The organism is Clostridium neonatale (assembly GCF_001458595.1).
GTDB classification, from domain to species: domain Bacteria; phylum Bacillota; class Clostridia; order Clostridiales; family Clostridiaceae; genus Clostridium; species Clostridium neonatale.
On sequence record NZ_LN890328.1, the window covers coordinates 1,014,144 to 1,033,926 of the forward strand.

Sequence of the window (19,783 nt, forward strand, 5' to 3'; positions counted from 1 at the left end):
ATATTATTAATAAAAGGTGTCGATAATATCGGCACCTTTTATTATTTAAAACATATTAGCTGTATCTAATAAAATAATATCTATAAATAAGTAATTTTTTTTATACCTATCTTATATTTATATATTATAAAATAAAATTTAGGAGTTAAGAAATGAAAAAATTTGAAAAAGTGAATCTAACGTATTCATTCAATGCATTAGAACCATATATTGATGAAGAAACTGTTAGAATACATTATACTAAGCATCTTCAAGCGTATGTTGATAATTTAAATGCAGCGCTTAAGGGATACGAAAAATTTGTAGATAAGAAATCAATTGAATATATTTTATCAAATGTTAGTAGTATTCCAAAAGCAATACGTCAAACTGTAATTAACCAAGGTGGAGGTGTATCAAATCATAATTTATATTTTTCTATACTTTCACCTAATCCTAAACATAAACCAGAAGGTAAACTTCTAAAAGAAATATTAAATACCTTTGGAAGTTTTAATAACCTTAAGAAAGAACTAAGCACTGCTTCACTTAATCAATTTGGTTCAGGATATGGATGGTTAGTAAAAACAAAGAAAAATAAATTAAAGATAATTAATACATCTAATCAAGATTCACCATATTCATTAGGTTATATACCTTTATTAACCATTGATGTTTGGGAACATGCATACTATTTGAAATATAAGAATTTAAGAAAAGATTATATTGAAAATATATGGAATATTATAGATTTTGAAATAATAGAATTATTGTATGAATGTTAGCTAAAATTATACATTGTATAATTTTATTAAAAATAGTTTGATTATCAAAGAAAAAAACAAATGTTTTGATAATCAAACTATTTATTTATTGAAAAAATCATAAATAATCTACATTTATATTTATTATGTATATTTATTGTGATAAAATGTGTGAGAAAAAATAACTAAGGAAAAAATTAATAATGTGAGGGATATTTATACAATGAATAAAATTAAATTAACTTCTATGATAACTTTAGCTACATCATTAATTTCAATGACATCAGTAGCAAGTGCAAGCACAAGATTAGAAACTTTAGATGGAACTTTTGAAAGTGTTCAGGCCTTTTCAAATGGTACATATATATATGAAGGTAGTAAAAATGATGAGCAAGACTATGAAACCTATTATTTTACAGGAAAAAATGATGTACTAATTGAAGATGTTAATGGAACAGGATTTAAATACGGGATGTTCTATATAGATTTTAATGATGATGAAAAATTATTTAATTTAACTACAGGAAAATTAGAAGATGATGATTCAGAAGAAAAGCTATTCCAAATAGAAAATAATTTTAGAAGAAAAGTTTTAAAAAAAGCTGATAGATATAAAGATGTTGAAGAAATGGAATTAATAGCCAAAATAGGACATGATATTTTTGGAGAAGTTATATATGAATATAAATTAATAAATTCTGATGAAACTTTCTATATAGTATACATAAGTGAAAGCGGTAAATACATTGATGTGTCTGAAAATCTAAATATAATTCATTATACTAAGGATACAGATGGAAATACTAAAAAAGTAAAAATTGATGATTATGATGATTTAACTAAAGAAGGCTATATAATACAAAATGAAAAGACATTACTTGCTGATAATGAATATATATATAGAATATTTACATTAATAAATGAAGAGGATTCAAATGATTCTACTATGTATGCTCAAAAAATAAGTAAAGATCAAGGAAAAACAAAAGGTGGAGCATATATTCCTAAAAGCATAACCACATATGAAATGAGAGATCTAGCTACTGATTTATTTAAGATAATGGCATCAGAAGGCGCAAATTTAGATGATCTTATAAACGAAGGAAGACTTACAGCAAGAATGTTAAAAAATTCTTTATATTTAATTATTCCAAAAGAAAATTCATTAACTGTAAAAAAATATGATTTAAAAACTGTAAGAGAAAATGGACAATCTAAAAAAATACTTAAATTAGATGAAGATTTTGATAATGTTGAAGATAAAGAAATTAAAGCATACTCAATTGATGTTCTTGGTAACGTATGGATATTAAATAAAGGAAAAATATCAAAGCTTGTTGGTGATGAATTTGTTACAATGTATACTACCGATGGTTCTATGAATCAACTTTCAGTATTTAATGATACAAGTTTAGTTGCTTGGAATACTGAAAATGAAATATATTCAACAATTGCTCCTAAAATACCAGAGCAATCTTCAGATGAAGAAATTGATAAAGAAGAATCTACTTTACAAGGCTGGATAAAAAATTTTGATAATACTTGGAGTTTTTATAAAGAAGACAGTACAAAAGCCATTGGGTGGTTAAAAGACAAAAATTCCTGGTATTATTTAAATAATGAAGGTATTATGCAAACAGGTTGGGTTAAGGATAATTATAAATGGTATTATTTAAATAATTCAGGAGTTATGCAAACTGGTTGGTTAAATTTAGAAGGTGACTGGTACTATTTAAATAATTCTGGTGACATGAAAACTGGATGGTTAAAAGATACTGATGGTAGATGGTATTACCTATATGAAAATGGAAGTATGGCTAAAAACACTGTAATTGATGGCTATGTTCTTGGTAGCAATGGAGCTTGGATTAGATAAATTAAAATACATAAATAAATTTATATTCTGGTTATGTAACACAATCCCATTTCTTACATATATTATTAATATAAAAAGAAAGGGGATTGTTATTATGTCAAATTTTAATTTGGATAGGAATAGTTTCGGAGATGATACTTCAAACGGTAGAAATAGAAGAAATAGACGTAATAGAAGGAATAGACGTAATTCTACTTGCACTGAAAGTGATACTACAAGTTGTAGTAGTACTACTACAACTACTTGTACTGAAGACGATACTACAAGCTGTACTAGCACTACTACTTGTACAGATGATACTTCAAATAGAAGAAATAGAAGAAATAGAAGAAATAGACGTAATAGAAGGAATAGACGTAATTCTACTTGCACTGAAGACGATACTACAAGCTGTACTAGCACTACTACTTGCACTGAAGATGATACTACAAGCTGCACTAGCACTACTACTACTTGTACAGATGATACTTCAAACGGTAGAAATAGAAGAAATAGAAGAAATAGAAGAAATAGACGTAATAGAAGAAATAGGCGCAATGCTACTTGCACTGAAGATAATAATTGTGAAAGAAGAATACGTTCAGCTTTTTGTAGAGGTTTAAGAGAAGGTAGAAATGAAGGCAGAAGAGACGGATTTTGCGAAGGAAGAGAAGCAGGATTCAGAGACGGAAGAAGAGAAGGTAAAAGAGAAGGATTTTGCGAGGGACTAAGACAGGGTAGAAGAGAACGTAGAAGAAATTCAGATTGCAGACGTTAATAATAATTAATCTAAGTAAATTTGTTTAGTCGTAAGATATTATAATATAAGGGCTTAATAGATATGAGGTATCTTTTAAGCTCTTTACTCAATTATTATTTATTAAACCAAAAGAATGTGATATAATCAAGTTTTAAACAACATTTATTTAGAAAATAATGGAGGTATTTATGTTTGATATACATATTTTTGATAATATGACTTTAGAAGAAAAGCTAAAAAATATGATTATTATGCTGGAAGGATTAATTCAAGATAATAATGAATCAGATTTATCAAAGCTTTGTAATGCTTGTGCGCTAATAAATGCAATTGTTTCTAGAAATAACTGGTGTGGATTTTATCTTCTAAAAAATGATAAATTAACACTTGGACCATTTCAAGGTATGCCAGCTTGTACAGAAATAAAAATAGGTAGTGGAGTGTGTGGAAAAGCTGCATTTAAAAAAGAAACAATAATAGTAGAAGATGTACATAAATTTGAAGGGCACATAGCATGCGATGCTAAATCAAACTCTGAAATAGTTATTCCAATAGTTAAGAATGATAAATTATATGGTGTATTAGATTTAGATAGTGAGGAATTTGGAAGATTTACCGAACTTGAGAAATTGTACTTAGAAAAAGCTGTAGAGATAATAATTAAATATGTTAATTTTAATAATGTTTAAATATAATTATTAGTAATAAAAAATCGTATTAGAAAAAATCTTTAAAATTTCTAATACGATTTTTTATAATCATTATTAATAGTTAATGAATACAATATAATATAAAATTGTTACTTTATGCTTGACATTATCAAGAAAAATTCGTAAATATTAATTATTTCATAACTCATAGAAATCATAATAAGAGATAAAATAACCATAAGTAAAAGTAGTAATGTGAGGTATTGCCTATGAATAATAACTACAATAACTTAAAAAATGTTTTAGAAAGCATGCCTATGGCATTATATGTGAAAAATTTAGAAAACAAAATTATATATGTTAATAAGGTGTTTTTTAAAACATTTAATCTAACTTATAATGAAGTTTTTTATAAAAATGAAAAGGCTATACTAAGTTTATTAAATATTAATGTAAATATAGATAATGATATAGAAATTATACGAGAAAAGAAAACCGTATGTTGTGAAAGAACTATTAATAAAAATGAAAATCAAAAAACTTACCAAGTATATAAATCACCAATATTTAATAACAAAAACGAAGTAATATCAATAATGACACTATACAATGATATTACATGTATTAAAAATAGAGAAGATAAACTTGAGAAATTAGCTTATAGAGATTATTTAACAAATTTATTAAATCTAAGAGGATTAATCAAATATATTTCCTCTAAATCAAATAATCCAAATAAAGAAATTACGTTGTTATTTATTGATTTAGATAATTTTAAGAAATTGAATGATACTTTTGGCCATAAATATGGAGATAAGGCTCTTAAAATAATAGCTAAAAGATTAAGTGAATTTTCTGGGAATAATGTTGCAAGAATTGGAGGAGATGAATTTATAATTATCTATGAAAATATAGGTTATAATGAACTAATGAATAATGTTTCGAAAATATTATCATTATTACGGTTAAAATTAGAAAAGAATAATGAAGAAGTCTTTATTTCAGGAAGTATAGGAGTCGTAACAGAATGTTGTAATAATCTAGATTATGATAAATTAATTGCTAAAGGAGACATTTGTCTGTATAAAGCAAAAGTAAATGGCAAAAATCAAGTTGTATTTGATGATGAAGATTTTAAAATATGAATGTAAATTATATCTGCATAATTATTATTATAAATTTATAATTATGCAGATATTATAGACAAATAGTGTTCTATATAGTATAATTATACCTAAATTATACTATATATTATAAGGGGGACTATAAAATGGCAATAAACTTAAAAGGCAGAAGCTTTCTAAAGCTTTTAGATTATACACCAAGTGAAATACGATATTTAATAGATTTAGCTAAGGATTTGAAGAGTCTTAAAAGAGCTGGAATACCACATGACAGATTAAGAGGAAAAAACATAGCACTATTATTTGAAAAGACTTCAACTAGAACAAGATGCGCATTTGAAGTGGCTGGAATGGATCTAGGACTTGGTGTTACATATTTAGATGCTGCTGGATCGCAAATGGGAAAAAAAGAAAGTATAGCTGATACTGCAAGAGTTCTTGGAAGAATGTATGATGGAATAGAATATAGAGGATTTGGACAAGAAATAGTAGAGGAGCTATCTAAATATGCAGGAGTACCAGTGTGGAATGGTTTAACTGATGAATTTCATCCAACTCAAATGATAGCAGACTTGCTTACAATAGAAGAAAAGCTTGGAAAACTAAAAGGTGTAAACTTTGTATATATGGGAGATGCACGTTTTAATATGGGTAATTCTTTAATGGTTGCATGTAGTAAGATGGGCATGAACTTTATAGCTTGTGCTCCAAAAGAATTTTTCCCAGCAGAAAGTTTAGTAAATGAATGTTTAGGAATAGCAAAGGAAACAGATGCTACTATTACATTAAGTGAGGATGTTAAACAAAGTACTAAAAATGCAGATGTTATATATACAGATATATGGGTATCTATGGGCGAGCCTGAAGAAGTATGGGATGAAAGAATTAATAAACTTTTACCATATCAAGTTAATTGTGAAGTTATGAATAATGCAAAAGATGAAACAATATTCATGCATTGCCTGCCATCATATCATGATTTAAAAACAACTATTGGAAAAAAGGTTTGTGAAAAATATGGATTAACTGCACTTGAAGTTACAGATGAAGTTTTCCAAGGAAAACAATCTGTAGTATTTGATGAAGCTGAAAATCGTATGCATTCTATAAAAGCTATAATTCTTGCAACATTAGGTAATTAAGATTAAATTTAAAATATAACTATATGTACATTTAATAAATAACGGACGTACTGAGTTTAGTGAAAAGCAAAGAAATCTAACATATCATATATTGGATTTTGGTTGTTATCCACTAAGCTCAGTACGTCCTTTATCTATGTTGGATGATATTCAGTATTATTAATATTATATATTATTAACCCTGAGACATTTGATTTTTAACTGTTTCAATTTCTTGTGGTGTAGCTGGAGCTGCTGGTATATAATAGCCTTTTTCTTTTGCTTTTTTAAACCAGTTATATTGACGAACTTCGTCTCCATTTCTCATACCTTGAATAGTTTGACGTAAGCTTTCATTTTCACATTGAGCGATTATTCCGCCATAACCTGCTAAGCTAGAATTTAGACCTGCAAGATAATCACTTACCATTTCTTTTTCGTTCATATGAAAACCCTCCCTTTATTGTAAGAATCCCATAAGGGTTTCTTTAGAGTTTTTTGCTGCTAAAGCATCTTTTTTTAGCATATCAACGATTTGTGGGTCAGTACATTGACTTGCATAAAAATTAAGCTTTTTTTCAATTGTACAATGTGCACCAATTAAATGACGTAAATTTTGTAATTCTAATGCATTTAAATTTGCCATTTTATAGCCTCCTATAACTTCAAATTCAATAATAGTATGTTCTATTTACAATAAACTATTCTATGAAATTTGAAGTTAATAGAAGTAAATTTATTCATTTTTTAAAAGTCTTTCAATTTCATCTTCATGAAGTGTCTCTTTTTCTAATAAGTTTAAAGCTATTTTATTTAAAAGTGTTTTATTATCATTAAGCAAAGATAAAGTTTCATCATAAAGAATATCAATAAATTCTTTACATTCTTCAATTACAAGGTTTCCGTAGCTGCTATACAGCGAACCTACACTTGATAATTTTACAAGTCCTAGGATTTCGCCCATTCCATATTCAGTAATCATTTTTAATGCAATATCCGTTGAGTGAGATATGTCATTTTCAGCTCCAGTGGAAATTTTAGATTTTCCAAAAGTAATTTCTTCTGCAGCTCTCCCTGCAAGTAAAACTTTAATTTTATTTCTCAAATAATCAGCTCTATGATAATTATTATCCTCTGGAATTGTAAGAGTATATCCACCAGCACCTTTAGTTGTTGGAATTATTGTGATTTTAGATATTTTATCTTTTGGAAGAAGGAGCATTGAAACGAGTCCATGACCAGCTTCATGATATGAAGTAAGGACTTTATCTTCATATTTTAAATGTTCTCTTTCTTTTTTTTCATAACCAGCTAATATAATTGAATAAGCTAAATCAAAGTGTTTACGTGTAATATATTTACTATCATCTTTTGCAGCTAATATAGCAGCTTCATTTACTAAATTTTCAAGCTTTGCTCCAGAAAAATATGAAGTTTTTCTAGCAATATCTTTTATGTCAATGTTTTCGTGTGGTTTATTATCTAAGTATAGTGATAGTATTTTTTCTCGTGCTTTTACATCTGGAAGTGATACTTCAATATGTCTATCAAATCTTCCAGGCCTAAGAAGTGCTTTATCTAACATATCAAGCCTATTAGTAGCAGCAATAACTACAATGCCTTCGCCTTCACCAAAGCCTGACATTTCAGTTAAAAGTGCGTTTAAAGTTTGATCACGTTCACTATTTGTTGAGCTGCTTTCATTATTAGATCGTGCTTTACCTATAGCATCAATTTCATCTATAAATATTACAGCTTTTCCTTTTGATTTTGCTTTTTTAAACAAGCTTCTGACCCGTGCTGCACCAACACCAACATAAACTTGAACGAAATCTGAACCACTAAGAGCATAAAAAGGAACATTTGCTTCTCCAGCTACAGCTTTAGCAAGTAATGTTTTTCCTGTTCCAGGTTCACCATATAAAATTATTCCTTTTGGCATCCTTGCTCCATATTTTTCGTACTTTTCAGGATTTTTAAGAAAGTCAATTACATCCATTAAACTTTCTTTAGCTTCCTCATTTCCAGCTACACTACTAAAGTTTATTCCAATGTTTTTACTAAAATCTACTATATCCATAGATGTAACAGAAGAACTTCCATGTCTAGCTTTTACAAGTAGCATAGCTATTATTGTTAAAATTGATAAAACCAAAATTCCTGATGGTATTGTTTTTATAAGTGGAGGATTTGTCTCATCAGATATTTTAATATTTTTTAGTAATAAGGTTTCTTTTAAATCTTCTTTATTTGGATTATCAGTTATATAAGTTTTTCCATCTTTTAATTTTACCGTCATTTTAGAAGATGAATCTATTATAACGTTTTGTATTTTATTAGTTTCTAGATCTTGTAAAAAAATTGTGTATTCTTGTTTTGGATGATTATTTAATGATGAGGTATAAATAATCATGCCCAAAGAGAATAGGGCTGTTAAAACAGGTATCAATATATAGAATTTTTTTATTTTATTCATAAAATACCTCCTAATTAACGTATTTTATATTTTCTTACCTTAATTATATATTGGTTATATTTAAAGTCTAACGTTTAGAGACACTTTTACCAATGTACTTTATACCTTAATAATAAAATTATTATTTATTTGGAATCTTATTCATAAATAACTACCTTTATGTAAAATTTTATAATTCAATTAATCAAATTATGTATAAGTATTTATAAATTACGTTAAACTATAAAAATAAAATTAAAAAAAGGATGTAATAAATATGAAAAGAAAAAGCTGTAATAACAATTTAAATATTTTAATAACATTAGGAATGGCACTAGGCGCAGCCACCATAATTGGATTAAGCAAAAAAAATGATAAAAAGAATACTACATGTTCATGTACAAGAATAAATTTATATGAAAATAAAGAAAATAAGCAGGTTTACTTTGTTGGAGGAGGTCTTGCTTCACTTGCAGGTGCAGCTTATCTTATCCGTGATTGCAATTTTAAAGGAGAAAATATTCATATAATTGAAGGATTACGTATTTTAGGCGGAAGCAATGATGGTGCCGGAAATAATGAAGAAGGCTTTGTATGTAGAGGTGGAAGGATGTTAAATGAAGAAACATATGAAAATTTCTGGGAACTTTTTTCTACTATACCATCTTTAGAGATGCCAGGGAAAAGTGTAACAGAGGAAATATTAAACTTCGATCATTTACATCCAACACACGCTCAGGCAAGGCTTGTAGATAGGTATGGAGTCATATTGGATGTTAAATCAATGGGATTTAATAATGCTGATAGATTGGCTCTTGGTAAATTGATGGCGACTAAAGAAGAAGATTTAGATGATATTACGATCGAGGAATGGTTTATAAATACACCACATTTCTTTAAAACAAATTTTTGGTATATGTGGCAAACAACATTTGCTTTTCAAAAGTGGTCTAGTGTTTTTGAACTTAAACGTTATATGAATCGTATGATTTTTGAATTTTCTCGTATAGAAACATTAGAAGGTGTAACAAGAACACCATATAATCAATATGAATCAGTAATATTACCTTTAAAAAAATATTTAGAAAACTGTAATGTTGATTTTAGTATAAATGCAACAGTAACTGATATAGATTTTAAACCTGGGCGTGAAATAACAGCTACAGCAATACACATAAAAGATAAAGAAGGCGAAAAGATAATAACATTAAATTCTGGTGATGTATGTATAATGACAAATGGATGTATGACTGATAATGCTCGTCTTGGTGATTTTGATAATCCAGCAGAGTATGATATTGAAAAACCAATAAGTGCAGAACTTTGGGAAAAAGTATCTAAAAAGAAACCTGGGCTTGGAAATCCCAAACCATTCTTTGGATATCCAGAACAAACAAACTGGGAAAGCTTTACTGTAACTTGCAAAGGTAATAAACTTTTAAAGCTCATTGAGAAATTTTCAATGAATATACCTGGAAGTGGTGCACTTATGACATTTAAAGATTCTAACTGGTTAATGAGTATAGTAGTTGCTGCGCAGCCACATTTTAAGAATCAGTCAATGGATACAACTATTTTCTGGGGATATGGTTTATACACAGATAAAGAAGGAAATTATATTAAAAAGCCTATGAGAGATTGCACTGGAGAAGAAATATTGATAGAGCTTTTACACCATCTTCATTTAGATTCGAAAAAAGATGAGATTATTGAGGATGTAATAAACGTAATTCCATGTATGATGCCATATATAGTTTCACAATTCCAGCCGCATAAAATAAGCGATAGGCCCAAAGTTGTTCCATGTGGTTCTACAAACTTTGCAATGATAAGCCAATTTGTAGAAATACCAGAAGATATGGTATTTACTGAAGAATATTCAGTTCGTGCAGCAAGAATAGCAGTATATAAATTATTCAATGTTAAGCATAAAAAGATTTGCCCAGTAACTCCGTATAATAAAGATCCAAAAGTACTTTTAAATGCGCTAAAAACTTCTTTTAGGTAAAATATATTTAAGAAGGAGGAAAATATATGGTAAAATTTTTAGAAAAAATGTTTATAGTTGAAGGTATATTGTTTGGAATAATTGGATTACTATTTATATTTAATCCAACAAGCTCTTTAATAACCTTAACGAATATTACTGGAATACTAGTTATTGCTTTAGGAATTGTATCACTATTTAAGCAGCCAAGAAGCATAGTAGTAGGAATTGTTAATATAATTTTTGGTATAGGTTTAATAAGCATGCCTGTTCAAAGTATAAATCTTATAATAGCTTTTTATGGAGCATGGTCTACTGTAAAGGGAATATATCTTCTTATAGTAGCATTAAAACAGTCGGGTTATAGAGATACATTTAATATTGTATATTCTTGTTTGATTATAATCTTAGGTGTATTAATATTGTTTAATCCTATAGTAAGTTTTGTTTCAATACCTTATATAATAGGGACATATTTTCTAATAAGTGCAGTATGTGAACTTTATATTGGTTTTAAGATATAGGAATACAAATAAAGCAGCTGTCACACTTACAAACTATAATTTATAATTCAAAACATAATGAGATGTCTCAAATTATTTAATGAGACATCTTTTTATTAATGTATTCTATTTTGAGATAAGTATATACTATTTTATAATGTGAAGAGATAGTGTATAATATAATAAAATATAGTAGCTATAATATGTATTTTGGGGGGAAATAAATGAATATTCTTGTTATGGGTGGAACAAAATTCGTAAGTAAAAGCATAGCTAAATATTTTTCTGATGAAGGGTATAAAGTTTATACACTAAATAGAGGAAATTCTTCAGATCATAAAAATACCTTAAAAGCTGACAGGCATATTGAAAAGAATATGAAGAAAGTATTAGATAATAAAAAATTTGATTATGTGATTGATGTTAATGCATATACACAAAATGATGTAGAGATACTTTACAACTATTTAGACAAAAGCAAGTTAAAAAAATATATATTTATTAGTTCTAGTGCTGTTTATACTGAAAATAATAAACTCCCTATAAAAGAAAGTGCTACAAAAGGATTCAACAGTCAATGGAAAGATTATGGAATCAATAAATTAGAAGCAGAAGAATTTTTATTTAGTAAATAGAAAACAGATAAATATCCTGTGGTTATTTTAAGACCACCATATTTATATGGGCCTATGAATAATCTGTATAGGGAAAGCTATATATTTGATTGTTTATTAAATTGTGACCCTATACTAGTACCAAGTGATGGGCAAACTAAAATCCAGTTCCTACACATAGATGATTTATGTGCACAGATAAAAGAGATTATTATAAATGATGAAATTATAGGAATAGCGTTTAATGTAGGAAACAAAGAATATATAACATTCGAAAAATGGATAGAAAAATGTTTTGAAGCAACTAATTTAAAAACTAAAATATTGTATGCAAATCAATATAATATTAATGAAAATTCAAGAGCTTACTTTCCATTTAGAGATTATGAGTATTACTTAGACACATCACTTATAGAAAATATATATATAGTAAAAAAAGATTTAGTTGTAGGATTAAAGGAATCTTTTGAATATTATAAAAAATTTGCTGAAGTTGATAAAAAAGAAAACTTTCAAGAGTACATTAGAAAACTGCTATGATTAAATTCATTGTATAAATTAACTGTTTTGATTATAATGATTATAGTATAAATTAAGGTTTATATACTTTATGAATATATAATTTGTAAAAAGAATGACTTTAAGAATGAGTCGTTCTTTTTTTAGTAAATAGTATATATAACAAAAGATTTAAGGAGAAAGACAATGAATAATAATTTTAATGAATATAATTTGAGTGATGAATTAATAAAAGCAATTAATGATTTAGGTTATAAATCACCTTCAGAAGTTCAGGATAAAGTAATACCTGAAATTATGCTTAACAAAGATCTTATAGTTAAGTCTCAAACAGGTTCTGGAAAAACAGCAGCATTTGCAATTCCCTTATGTGAAAAATGTGATTGGGATGAAAATTTACCTCAAGTGTTAGTATTAAGCCCAACAAGAGAGTTAGCAGTTCAAGTAAATGAAGATTTTTTAAATATAGGAAGGTACAAAAGACTAAAAAGTGTAGCAATATACGGTAAATCGCCAATGAATGAGCAAATAAGAACTTTAAAGCAAAAAACCCATATAGTAGTTGGAACACCTGGGAGAATATTAGATCATATAGATAGAGAAAGTCTTAAGATAGAAAAAATCAAATATTTAGTAATTGATGAAGGTGACCTTATGCTTAATATGGGGTTTATTAATCAAGTAGAAGGTATACTAAGAAGACTGCCTAAAAAAATAGTCAAATTACTATTCTCAGCAACTATTCCAAATGAAATAAAAGAATTATGTGAAAAACATATGCAAAGACCAGTAAGCATAACTATTAAAAATCAAAATCTTATTAGTAATAATATAGAGCATAATTTATATTATATAAATTGCGATGAAAAGTTAGAATCATTAAACAGTATTTTAATAAATGAAAAGCCTGAAACTGTTGTTATTTTTGGAAGAACAAAAGAAAGTGTAGATAAGATTTTTGATTATTTAAAATGTAAAAAGTATAGTGTAGGGAAGATTCATGGCGGCATGATGCAAAAAGAAAGATTGGATGCCATGAGTGATTTTAAACAGGGAAATTTCAGAATTTTAGTAGCTACAGATATTGCAGCAAGGGGAATAGATGTTGATAACTTAACACATGTTATAAATTTTGAGCTTCCAGTAGAAAAAGAAAGTTATGTACATAGAATCGGTAGAAGCGGACGTGCTGGTGCAAAAGGTAAAGCCATATCTTTTTGCACTAAAGAAAATGATAGATATTTAAATCTGATTGAAGAATATATAGGATTTAAGATTCCTGTTAAATTACTTCCAAGCAATGAAGAAATAAATAAAGAAAAAGATGAAGGTTTAAATATATTAAAATCAAAACCTAATAAGAAAAAGGAAAAGGGAAAGGTAGTAAACTCTAAAATAACAAAGATATATTTAAATGGTGGAAAAAAGAAAAAATTAAGAGCTGGTGATATAGTAGGAGCAATTTGCAATATAGAAGGAGTTACATCTGATGATATTGGAATAATTGATGTTCAGGATAATGTATCATATGTAGATATCTTAAATAACAAGGGAAAGATTGTTATTGATAACTTAAAAAATACAACTATAAAAGGTAAAAAGCTTAAAGTTGAGAAGGCTCGAAATTAGATATTTAAGAAAATATTAAGTAATCATAATGGTGAAATTAATTTTTTAAAGATTGCTGAGTCTGGAATACAATATGTTTATATGAAATCTAAGGTATGTATGATAAGTCTAAAAGTAAAATTGAAACTAATAAAAAACAGTAATTAATTTTACCAGATAAATAATTATATTATTTATCTGATCTTATAATAATATATTGAAATTCATTATTAATCGACAATTAATATTATAATTATTTTGATTCTAAAAAATAAAAAAATGTCTGTAATTTAATATATTTTTGCATATTTATTAAAAAAATTACTTATATGAACAATATATAAAAAAAATTATTATATTATTATATATCAATAAAAGGTTAGAATAAATGTGAAAACAGATAATTATTCAAAAATTAAAAGAGTTTTAGGCATATTACTTATTGCAAATGTTTTTGTAACTATAGTAAAGATTATAATTGGATATATGACAAATAGTGTAGCTTTGTGTGCTGATGGGTTTCATTCATTTAGTGATAGCGCTTCAAATATTGTGGGTATTGTCAGTATTACATTTGCATCTAAACCATGTGACAACGAGCATCCATATGGACATAAAAAAATTGAAACTATGGCAAGTTTACTTATATGTGTTGTATTAATTTTACTTGGATATAATGTAATTGCAAAATCTATAAAATCAATATGGAATCCTCAAACAATAGTAGTAGATGTACAAAATATTATAATTATATTATTAACAGTGCTTATAAATGTATTTGTGGCTTATTATGAGAACAAAAAAGGCAAGGAATACAATAGTTCATTTTTAATAGCAGATTCTATTCATACTAAAAGTGATATTTTTATATCAATAGGTATAATAATAACTTTAATTGCTATTAAACTAGGAGTTTCTCCTAAAATTGATATAATTGTTTCAATAATGGTTGCATTGTTCATTTTTCATGCTGCTTACGAAATATTTATGGAGGTAGCATCAGTTTTAATAGATAAAAATATAATAAAATGTGAAGATGTAAAGCAGGTAATATACGCGTTTGATGAAGTCAAAGATGTTCATAAAATAAGATCTAGGGGATTTAAAGACCATGTTTTTTTAGATATGCATATTGTTGTAGATAAGAATATGGATGTAAATGAATTGCATAAGCTTGAACACTCAATAGAAGAAGAATTTACAAAAAAATTTGGAACTACAGTGGATACTCTTATTCATGTAGAACCATATAGATTGAAATAAGTAACAATGTAATGTAACTAATATAAATAATGGACGTAGAATCAGAGTTTTGTGGATAACAACCGAAATTCAATATATGATAGGCTCGATTGTAGGGAAATTTAAGCTAAAACTTCTAAAGAGATAGGCTGTGCCCAAAACAATTTGCTCCAACAGCAAGTATTGGACAAATTATTTTGGAACAGCCTATCTCTAAGAAGTTAAAAGCTTAAATTTCTTAATACAATACTACGCCTATTCATATATTGAATTTCTTTGTTTTACTCTAAAATCATAGACATCTAACTTTTTTAGTATAATTTAAGTGAATATTCCATGCCTAAAAATATAGTTTTCAATCACGTGTAATAATTTATGGAACTACTTATCCCCCAATAAATAAGCAAATTCTTAAGAATATGTATTCTGATATTTATGAATTGATACTATTTTTTAAATGATAAAATATTAACTTCTTAAGTCTTTAACATGTATAAATAACTATTCCTTAATTTAAAAATGTATTTATGTATAGTAACAATAATACAGATACTCTGAATTTAAATGAAACAAAGAAATAAAGATCTTATGTGTGGCGGTGTCTTGCATTCAAAAATTGAGCTTTAGAATTCTTCATGTAGACTTGTTCCACAATTGTTTGTCCAATTTTACATTGGAGCAAACATTTGTGGGTACAAGTCTGCATGTTTGAATTCTTAGCTTCATTTTTGTAGCAAGCGAGCACCACATAAGATCTTTATTTCGGTTATTTCACTCTAAACTTACTACATCCCTTATTTATGTTGTGATACATATTCGCAATGGCGATTTTTTGTGGTATAATTTTTAAAGTTATAATTTGAAAGGAGCTTTTTAATGGCTAGCAAATTTTATTTACATGCAGGAAAAAATAAAAGAGTAGAACAAGGCAGACCTTGGGTTTATACTGATGAAATTAATGAATATGATGGTGAATATGAAAATGGAGACATAGTTGAAGTTTATAATCATAAAGGATATTTTTTAGGAAAAGGTTACATAAATGATCAAAGTAAGATAGCAATTAGAATAATGACTCATAAAATAGACGAAGAAATAAATGAGGAATTCTTTAAAAATAGATTTAAAGATGCATTTGACTATAGGAGAACTGTAATTGATACATCTTCATGCAGATTTGTCTTTGGAGAAGCAGATTTTCTTCCTGGACTTACAATAGATAAATTTGAGGATTATTATGTAATTCAAATTTCAACACTTGGAATGGAGAAATATAAAGATATTGTTGTTAAAATACTAGTAGAGGAATATAATGCGAAAGGTATTTATGAAAGAAGTGACATTAAAACTCGAGAAATAGAAGGGTTAGAACAAAGAAAAGGCTTTTTAACAGAACCTTTTGACACAAATATTCAAATAGTCGAAAATGGTGTAAAGTATATAGTTGATTTAGAAAATGGTCAAAAAACTGGATTCTTCTTAGATCAAAAAGAAAATAGAGCAGCAATGCACAGAATTTGCAAGGGTAAAGATGTATTAGACTGTTTTACACATACAGGTTCATTTGCCTTAAATGCTGGAATTGCTGGTGCTAAAAGCGTACTTGGCATTGATGTTTCTCAGCATGCTATAGATTGTGCAAATGAAAATGCTAAGCTTAATAATCTGCAAGATATAGTTAGATTTGAATGTCATAATGCTTTTGATGTTTTAGGTGAATGGTCAAGAGAAGGAAGAGAATATGATGTAGTTATATTAGATCCTCCTGCATTTACTAAGTCAAGAAATACAATAAACCAAGCAATAAGAGGATATAAAGAAATAAATCTTCGTGGACTTAAGATGGTAAAAAAAGGCGGCTATTTCGCAACATGTTCATGTTCTCATTACATGAGTGAAGAGCAGCTTAAAAAAACTGTTTTAGAAGCAGCACATGATGCACGAAAAACATTAAGACAGGTAGAAATAAGAACTCAAAGCTCGGATCATCCAATTTTATGGAACTCAGATGAATCATATTACTTAAAGTTCTTTATATTCCAAGTATGCTAAGATGGTAAGTTTAAAAGTTGACCTAATATTTTTATATTAGGTCAACTTTCATTACATAATAAGAAGATAAAAGATAAAACTAAAATAGAGACAAGAGGTGATATATTTATGGAAAAATTTATTTTCAGCCTAATCATAGTATTGAATTTTTTTGCTATAATTTATATGGTATTTAAGGAAAAGCGCTCTGCAAACAGCATAATAGCGTGGACTTTATTTCTATATCTTACTCCTGTAGTTGGATTTATACTTTATATTCTAATTGGTAGAAAAATGGGAAAAACCAATATGTTTATAATAAAAGATCTTCATTATAAATTATATAAATCATACTTAAAAGAAAGCAGGCAGCAAATTGAACAAAAAAATGCTAATAATTCATTAAAAAATTATGATATGATAAGATTTTTAGCAGGAATGGATTATGCGCCTTATAGAGAAGATAATCAAATAGATTTATTTACGGATGGTAATGAATTCTTTAATGAGCTTTTAACATGTTTAGATAATGCTAAAAAGTGTATAAACATTGAATTTTACATATTTAAAAATGATGATATAGGAACAAAAATATTAAAAATACTTGACGAAAAAGCAAAAAGTGGAGTAGAAGTACGCTTATTGTATGATTCTGTAGGTAGTAAATCTTTAAATAAAAGAAGTTTAAATGATTTTATTAAGCATGGGGGTAAAGTGGGAGAGTTTTTCCCATCATGGCTTAGAATAATAAATTTAAATATGAACTTTAGAAATCATAGAAAAATTGTAGTAATAGATAATGAAATTGGATTTATTGGAGGGTTTAATGTTGGTGATGAATATTTAGGAAAAAATCCCAGGTTTGGATATTGGAGAGATACTCATATTAAATTTACTGGTTCTTCTGTTAAGGATTTGAATTTGAGATTTTTCTCTGACTGGAGATATGCTACAAAAGAAAATGTTGATTATCTCTATGACTTAAAAAACGATAGTGAAAATCTAGGTAATACAGGTATGCAAATAGTTTCGAGTGGTCCTAATATAACAAATAAATATGAAATTAAACTGGGATATTTAAAAATGATACAAAAAGCTAAAAAATACATTTATATTCAATCTCCATATTTAATAATTGATAATAGTATATCTGATAGCTTAAAAATGGCATCACTATCTGGAGTAGATGTTAAAGTTATGATTCCAGGGAAAGGAGATCATCCATTTGTATATTGGGCCAATTTATCTTATGCTGGCGAACTTTTAAGTTCTGGGGTTAAAGTTTATCACTACGATAAAAATGCTTTTCTACATGCCAAGGCTGTAGTAATAGATGATGAGATTTGTTCAATTGGAACAGCTAACATGGATACAAGGAGCTTTGAATTAAATTTTGAGGTAAATGCTTTTATTTATTCAGATGAAATTGCAATAAAGCAAAGAAATGCATTTAATGAAGATTTATTAAAATCGAATGAGTTAACTTTAAATGAATATAAAAATAGAAGCACTTATTCAAAAGTGAAAGAAGCATTTTCAAAATTATTTTCATCATTACTTTAGTGATATTTTAAATGTATGATAAGAAAGATCATCTTATAGAAATGTTCTTTATTTTATAAGCGACATTTTAATTTAAGATGCTCTTTTTTATTATTAATAATAATATTTTTCTTAAATTATGCTTAAAATGAATTTTTACTTATTGGTATATATTGTATTAATTTATGTATAATGCTATATTGATTGAAGTATATTAAATGAGGATCTTTGGTGGAGGTATAAATATGAATGATAACATAGCTATTAGACTAAAAGATTTAAAAAAATCTTATGGAGCTAAAGAAGTTTTAAAAGGAATAAATCTAGATGTAGAAAAAGGACAAATAGTCGGCTATATAGGTCCAAATGGTGCAGGTAAAAGTACGACTGTAAAATTGATGCTTGGTTTAATTAATGAATATGATGGTACTATTGAGATTTTGGGTCAAGATATATTAAATAGTGGTATTGAATATAAAAGTAAGATAGGTTACGTACCTGAAACAGCTGATATATATGAAAGCTTAACTGCAAGGGAATATCTGAATTTTATAGGTGAGTTATATGGAATCAATGAGAAAGTTATTGAAAATAAATCACTGCAGTTAATGAAAATATTTAATATTGAAAATGTATATAATACAAGAATTTCATCATTTTCTAAAGGAATGAAACAAAAAGTGCTTATAATATCTAGTTTACTACACAATCCTGACATATTATTCTTAGATGAACCATTAAGTGGTTTAGATGCAAATAGCGTTATGGTTGTTAAAGAAATATTATCAATACTTGCAAAGCAAGGGAAAACTATATTTTACTCATCTCATATAATGGATGTTGTAGAAAAGATAAGTGATAGAATTATTCTAATTGCAGATGGAGAAATAAAAGCTGATGGAAGTTTTGATGAACTTAAAAATAAATCCAAAGAAGGATCATTAGAAGAAATTTTTAATAAAATAACTGGTTTCACTGAACATGAGCAATTAGCAGAAGAATTCGTGAAAATAGTGCAAGGAGAATAAG

General features: G+C 27.2%; 18 protein-coding genes. 15 read left to right on the forward strand and 3 right to left on the reverse strand.

The window, feature by feature from the left end; all coding sequences use genetic code 11:
* Positions 1–152 precede the first annotated feature (152 nt).
* The 6 genes from BN2920_RS11760 (at position 153) to argF (ending at position 6,274) form a co-directional block, all read left to right on the forward strand.
* Complete coding sequence (locus BN2920_RS11760; RefSeq protein ID WP_058295198.1) at positions 153–764, forward strand: superoxide dismutase; 612 nt, start codon at positions 153–155, stop codon at positions 762–764.
* A 202-nt stretch (positions 765–966) separates the two neighbouring features.
* The gene (locus BN2920_RS11765) at positions 967–2,619 is read left to right on the forward strand and encodes an N-acetylmuramoyl-L-alanine amidase family protein (RefSeq protein ID WP_058295199.1); all 1,653 of its coding nucleotides are present in this window, start codon (positions 967–969) and stop codon (positions 2,617–2,619) included.
* 94 nt (positions 2,620–2,713) lie between these two features.
* Positions 2,714–3,376: a hypothetical protein gene (locus BN2920_RS11770; RefSeq protein WP_141443101.1), complete on the forward strand. Its 663-nt coding sequence runs from the start codon at positions 2,714–2,716 to the stop codon at positions 3,374–3,376.
* A 170-nt stretch (positions 3,377–3,546) separates the two neighbouring features.
* Complete coding sequence (locus BN2920_RS11775; RefSeq protein WP_058295201.1) at positions 3,547–4,047, forward strand: GAF domain-containing protein; 501 nt, start codon at positions 3,547–3,549, stop codon at positions 4,045–4,047.
* A 230-nt stretch (positions 4,048–4,277) separates the two neighbouring features.
* Positions 4,278–5,153 (forward strand): sensor domain-containing diguanylate cyclase, encoded by an 876-nt coding sequence (locus BN2920_RS11780; RefSeq protein ID WP_058295202.1) that lies wholly within the window; start codon positions 4,278–4,280, stop codon positions 5,151–5,153.
* Positions 5,154–5,278: 125 nt separating this feature from the next.
* Complete coding sequence (gene argF / locus BN2920_RS11785; protein ID WP_058295203.1) at positions 5,279–6,274, forward strand: ornithine carbamoyltransferase; 996 nt, start codon at positions 5,279–5,281, stop codon at positions 6,272–6,274.
* 175 nt (positions 6,275–6,449) lie between these two features.
* Here argF and BN2920_RS11790 read toward each other — a convergent pair whose 3' ends face one another.
* From BN2920_RS11790 to BN2920_RS11800, 3 genes are all read right to left on the reverse strand, one after another.
* Entirely contained in the window at positions 6,450–6,698 is a 249-nt protein-coding gene (locus BN2920_RS11790; protein ID WP_058295204.1) for a spore coat protein, read from the reverse strand.
* A 15-nt stretch (positions 6,699–6,713) separates the two neighbouring features.
* The gene (locus BN2920_RS11795; RefSeq protein WP_058295205.1) at positions 6,714–6,899 is read right to left on the reverse strand and encodes a hypothetical protein; all 186 of its coding nucleotides are present in this window, start codon (positions 6,897–6,899) and stop codon (positions 6,714–6,716) included.
* A 90-nt stretch (positions 6,900–6,989) separates the two neighbouring features.
* Positions 6,990–8,729 (reverse strand): ATP-dependent metallopeptidase FtsH/Yme1/Tma family protein, encoded by a 1,740-nt coding sequence (locus tag BN2920_RS11800; protein ID WP_058295206.1) that lies wholly within the window; start codon positions 8,727–8,729, stop codon positions 6,990–6,992.
* Positions 8,730–8,985: 256 nt separating this feature from the next.
* Between BN2920_RS11800 and BN2920_RS11805 the strand changes: the two genes are divergently transcribed.
* From BN2920_RS11805 to BN2920_RS11845, 9 genes are all read left to right on the forward strand, one after another.
* Positions 8,986–10,716: an oleate hydratase gene (locus tag BN2920_RS11805; RefSeq protein WP_058295207.1), complete on the forward strand. Its 1,731-nt coding sequence runs from the start codon at positions 8,986–8,988 to the stop codon at positions 10,714–10,716.
* A 26-nt stretch (positions 10,717–10,742) separates the two neighbouring features.
* Positions 10,743–11,219 carry a DUF308 domain-containing protein gene (locus tag BN2920_RS11810; protein ID WP_058295208.1) on the forward strand — a complete coding sequence of 159 codons (477 nt, stop codon included), beginning with the start codon at positions 10,743–10,745 and terminating at the stop codon, positions 11,217–11,219.
* Positions 11,220–11,422: 203 nt separating this feature from the next.
* Positions 11,423–11,833, forward strand: coding sequence for an NAD-dependent epimerase/dehydratase family protein (locus BN2920_RS11815; RefSeq protein WP_058295209.1), 411 nt, complete (start codon positions 11,423–11,425; stop codon positions 11,831–11,833).
* A gap of 18 nt (positions 11,834–11,851) precedes the next feature.
* The gene (locus BN2920_RS11820; RefSeq protein ID WP_058295210.1) at positions 11,852–12,352 is read left to right on the forward strand and encodes a Rossmann-fold NAD(P)-binding domain-containing protein; all 501 of its coding nucleotides are present in this window, start codon (positions 11,852–11,854) and stop codon (positions 12,350–12,352) included.
* A gap of 165 nt (positions 12,353–12,517) precedes the next feature.
* Positions 12,518–13,960, forward strand: a complete 1,443-nt coding sequence (locus BN2920_RS11825; protein ID WP_058295211.1) for a DEAD/DEAH box helicase — start codon at positions 12,518–12,520, stop codon at positions 13,958–13,960.
* A gap of 369 nt (positions 13,961–14,329) precedes the next feature.
* Positions 14,330–15,202, forward strand: coding sequence for a cation diffusion facilitator family transporter (locus BN2920_RS11830; protein WP_083498772.1), 873 nt, complete (start codon positions 14,330–14,332; stop codon positions 15,200–15,202).
* Between the two features lie 855 nt (positions 15,203–16,057).
* The gene (locus BN2920_RS11835) at positions 16,058–17,233 is read left to right on the forward strand and encodes a class I SAM-dependent rRNA methyltransferase (RefSeq protein WP_058295213.1); all 1,176 of its coding nucleotides are present in this window, start codon (positions 16,058–16,060) and stop codon (positions 17,231–17,233) included.
* A 108-nt stretch (positions 17,234–17,341) separates the two neighbouring features.
* The gene (cls, locus tag BN2920_RS11840; protein WP_058295214.1) at positions 17,342–18,775 is read left to right on the forward strand and encodes a cardiolipin synthase; all 1,434 of its coding nucleotides are present in this window, start codon (positions 17,342–17,344) and stop codon (positions 18,773–18,775) included.
* A gap of 224 nt (positions 18,776–18,999) precedes the next feature.
* Entirely contained in the window at positions 19,000–19,782 is a 783-nt protein-coding gene (locus tag BN2920_RS11845; RefSeq protein WP_058295215.1) for an ABC transporter ATP-binding protein, read from the forward strand.
* Position 19,783 lies beyond the last annotated feature (1 nt).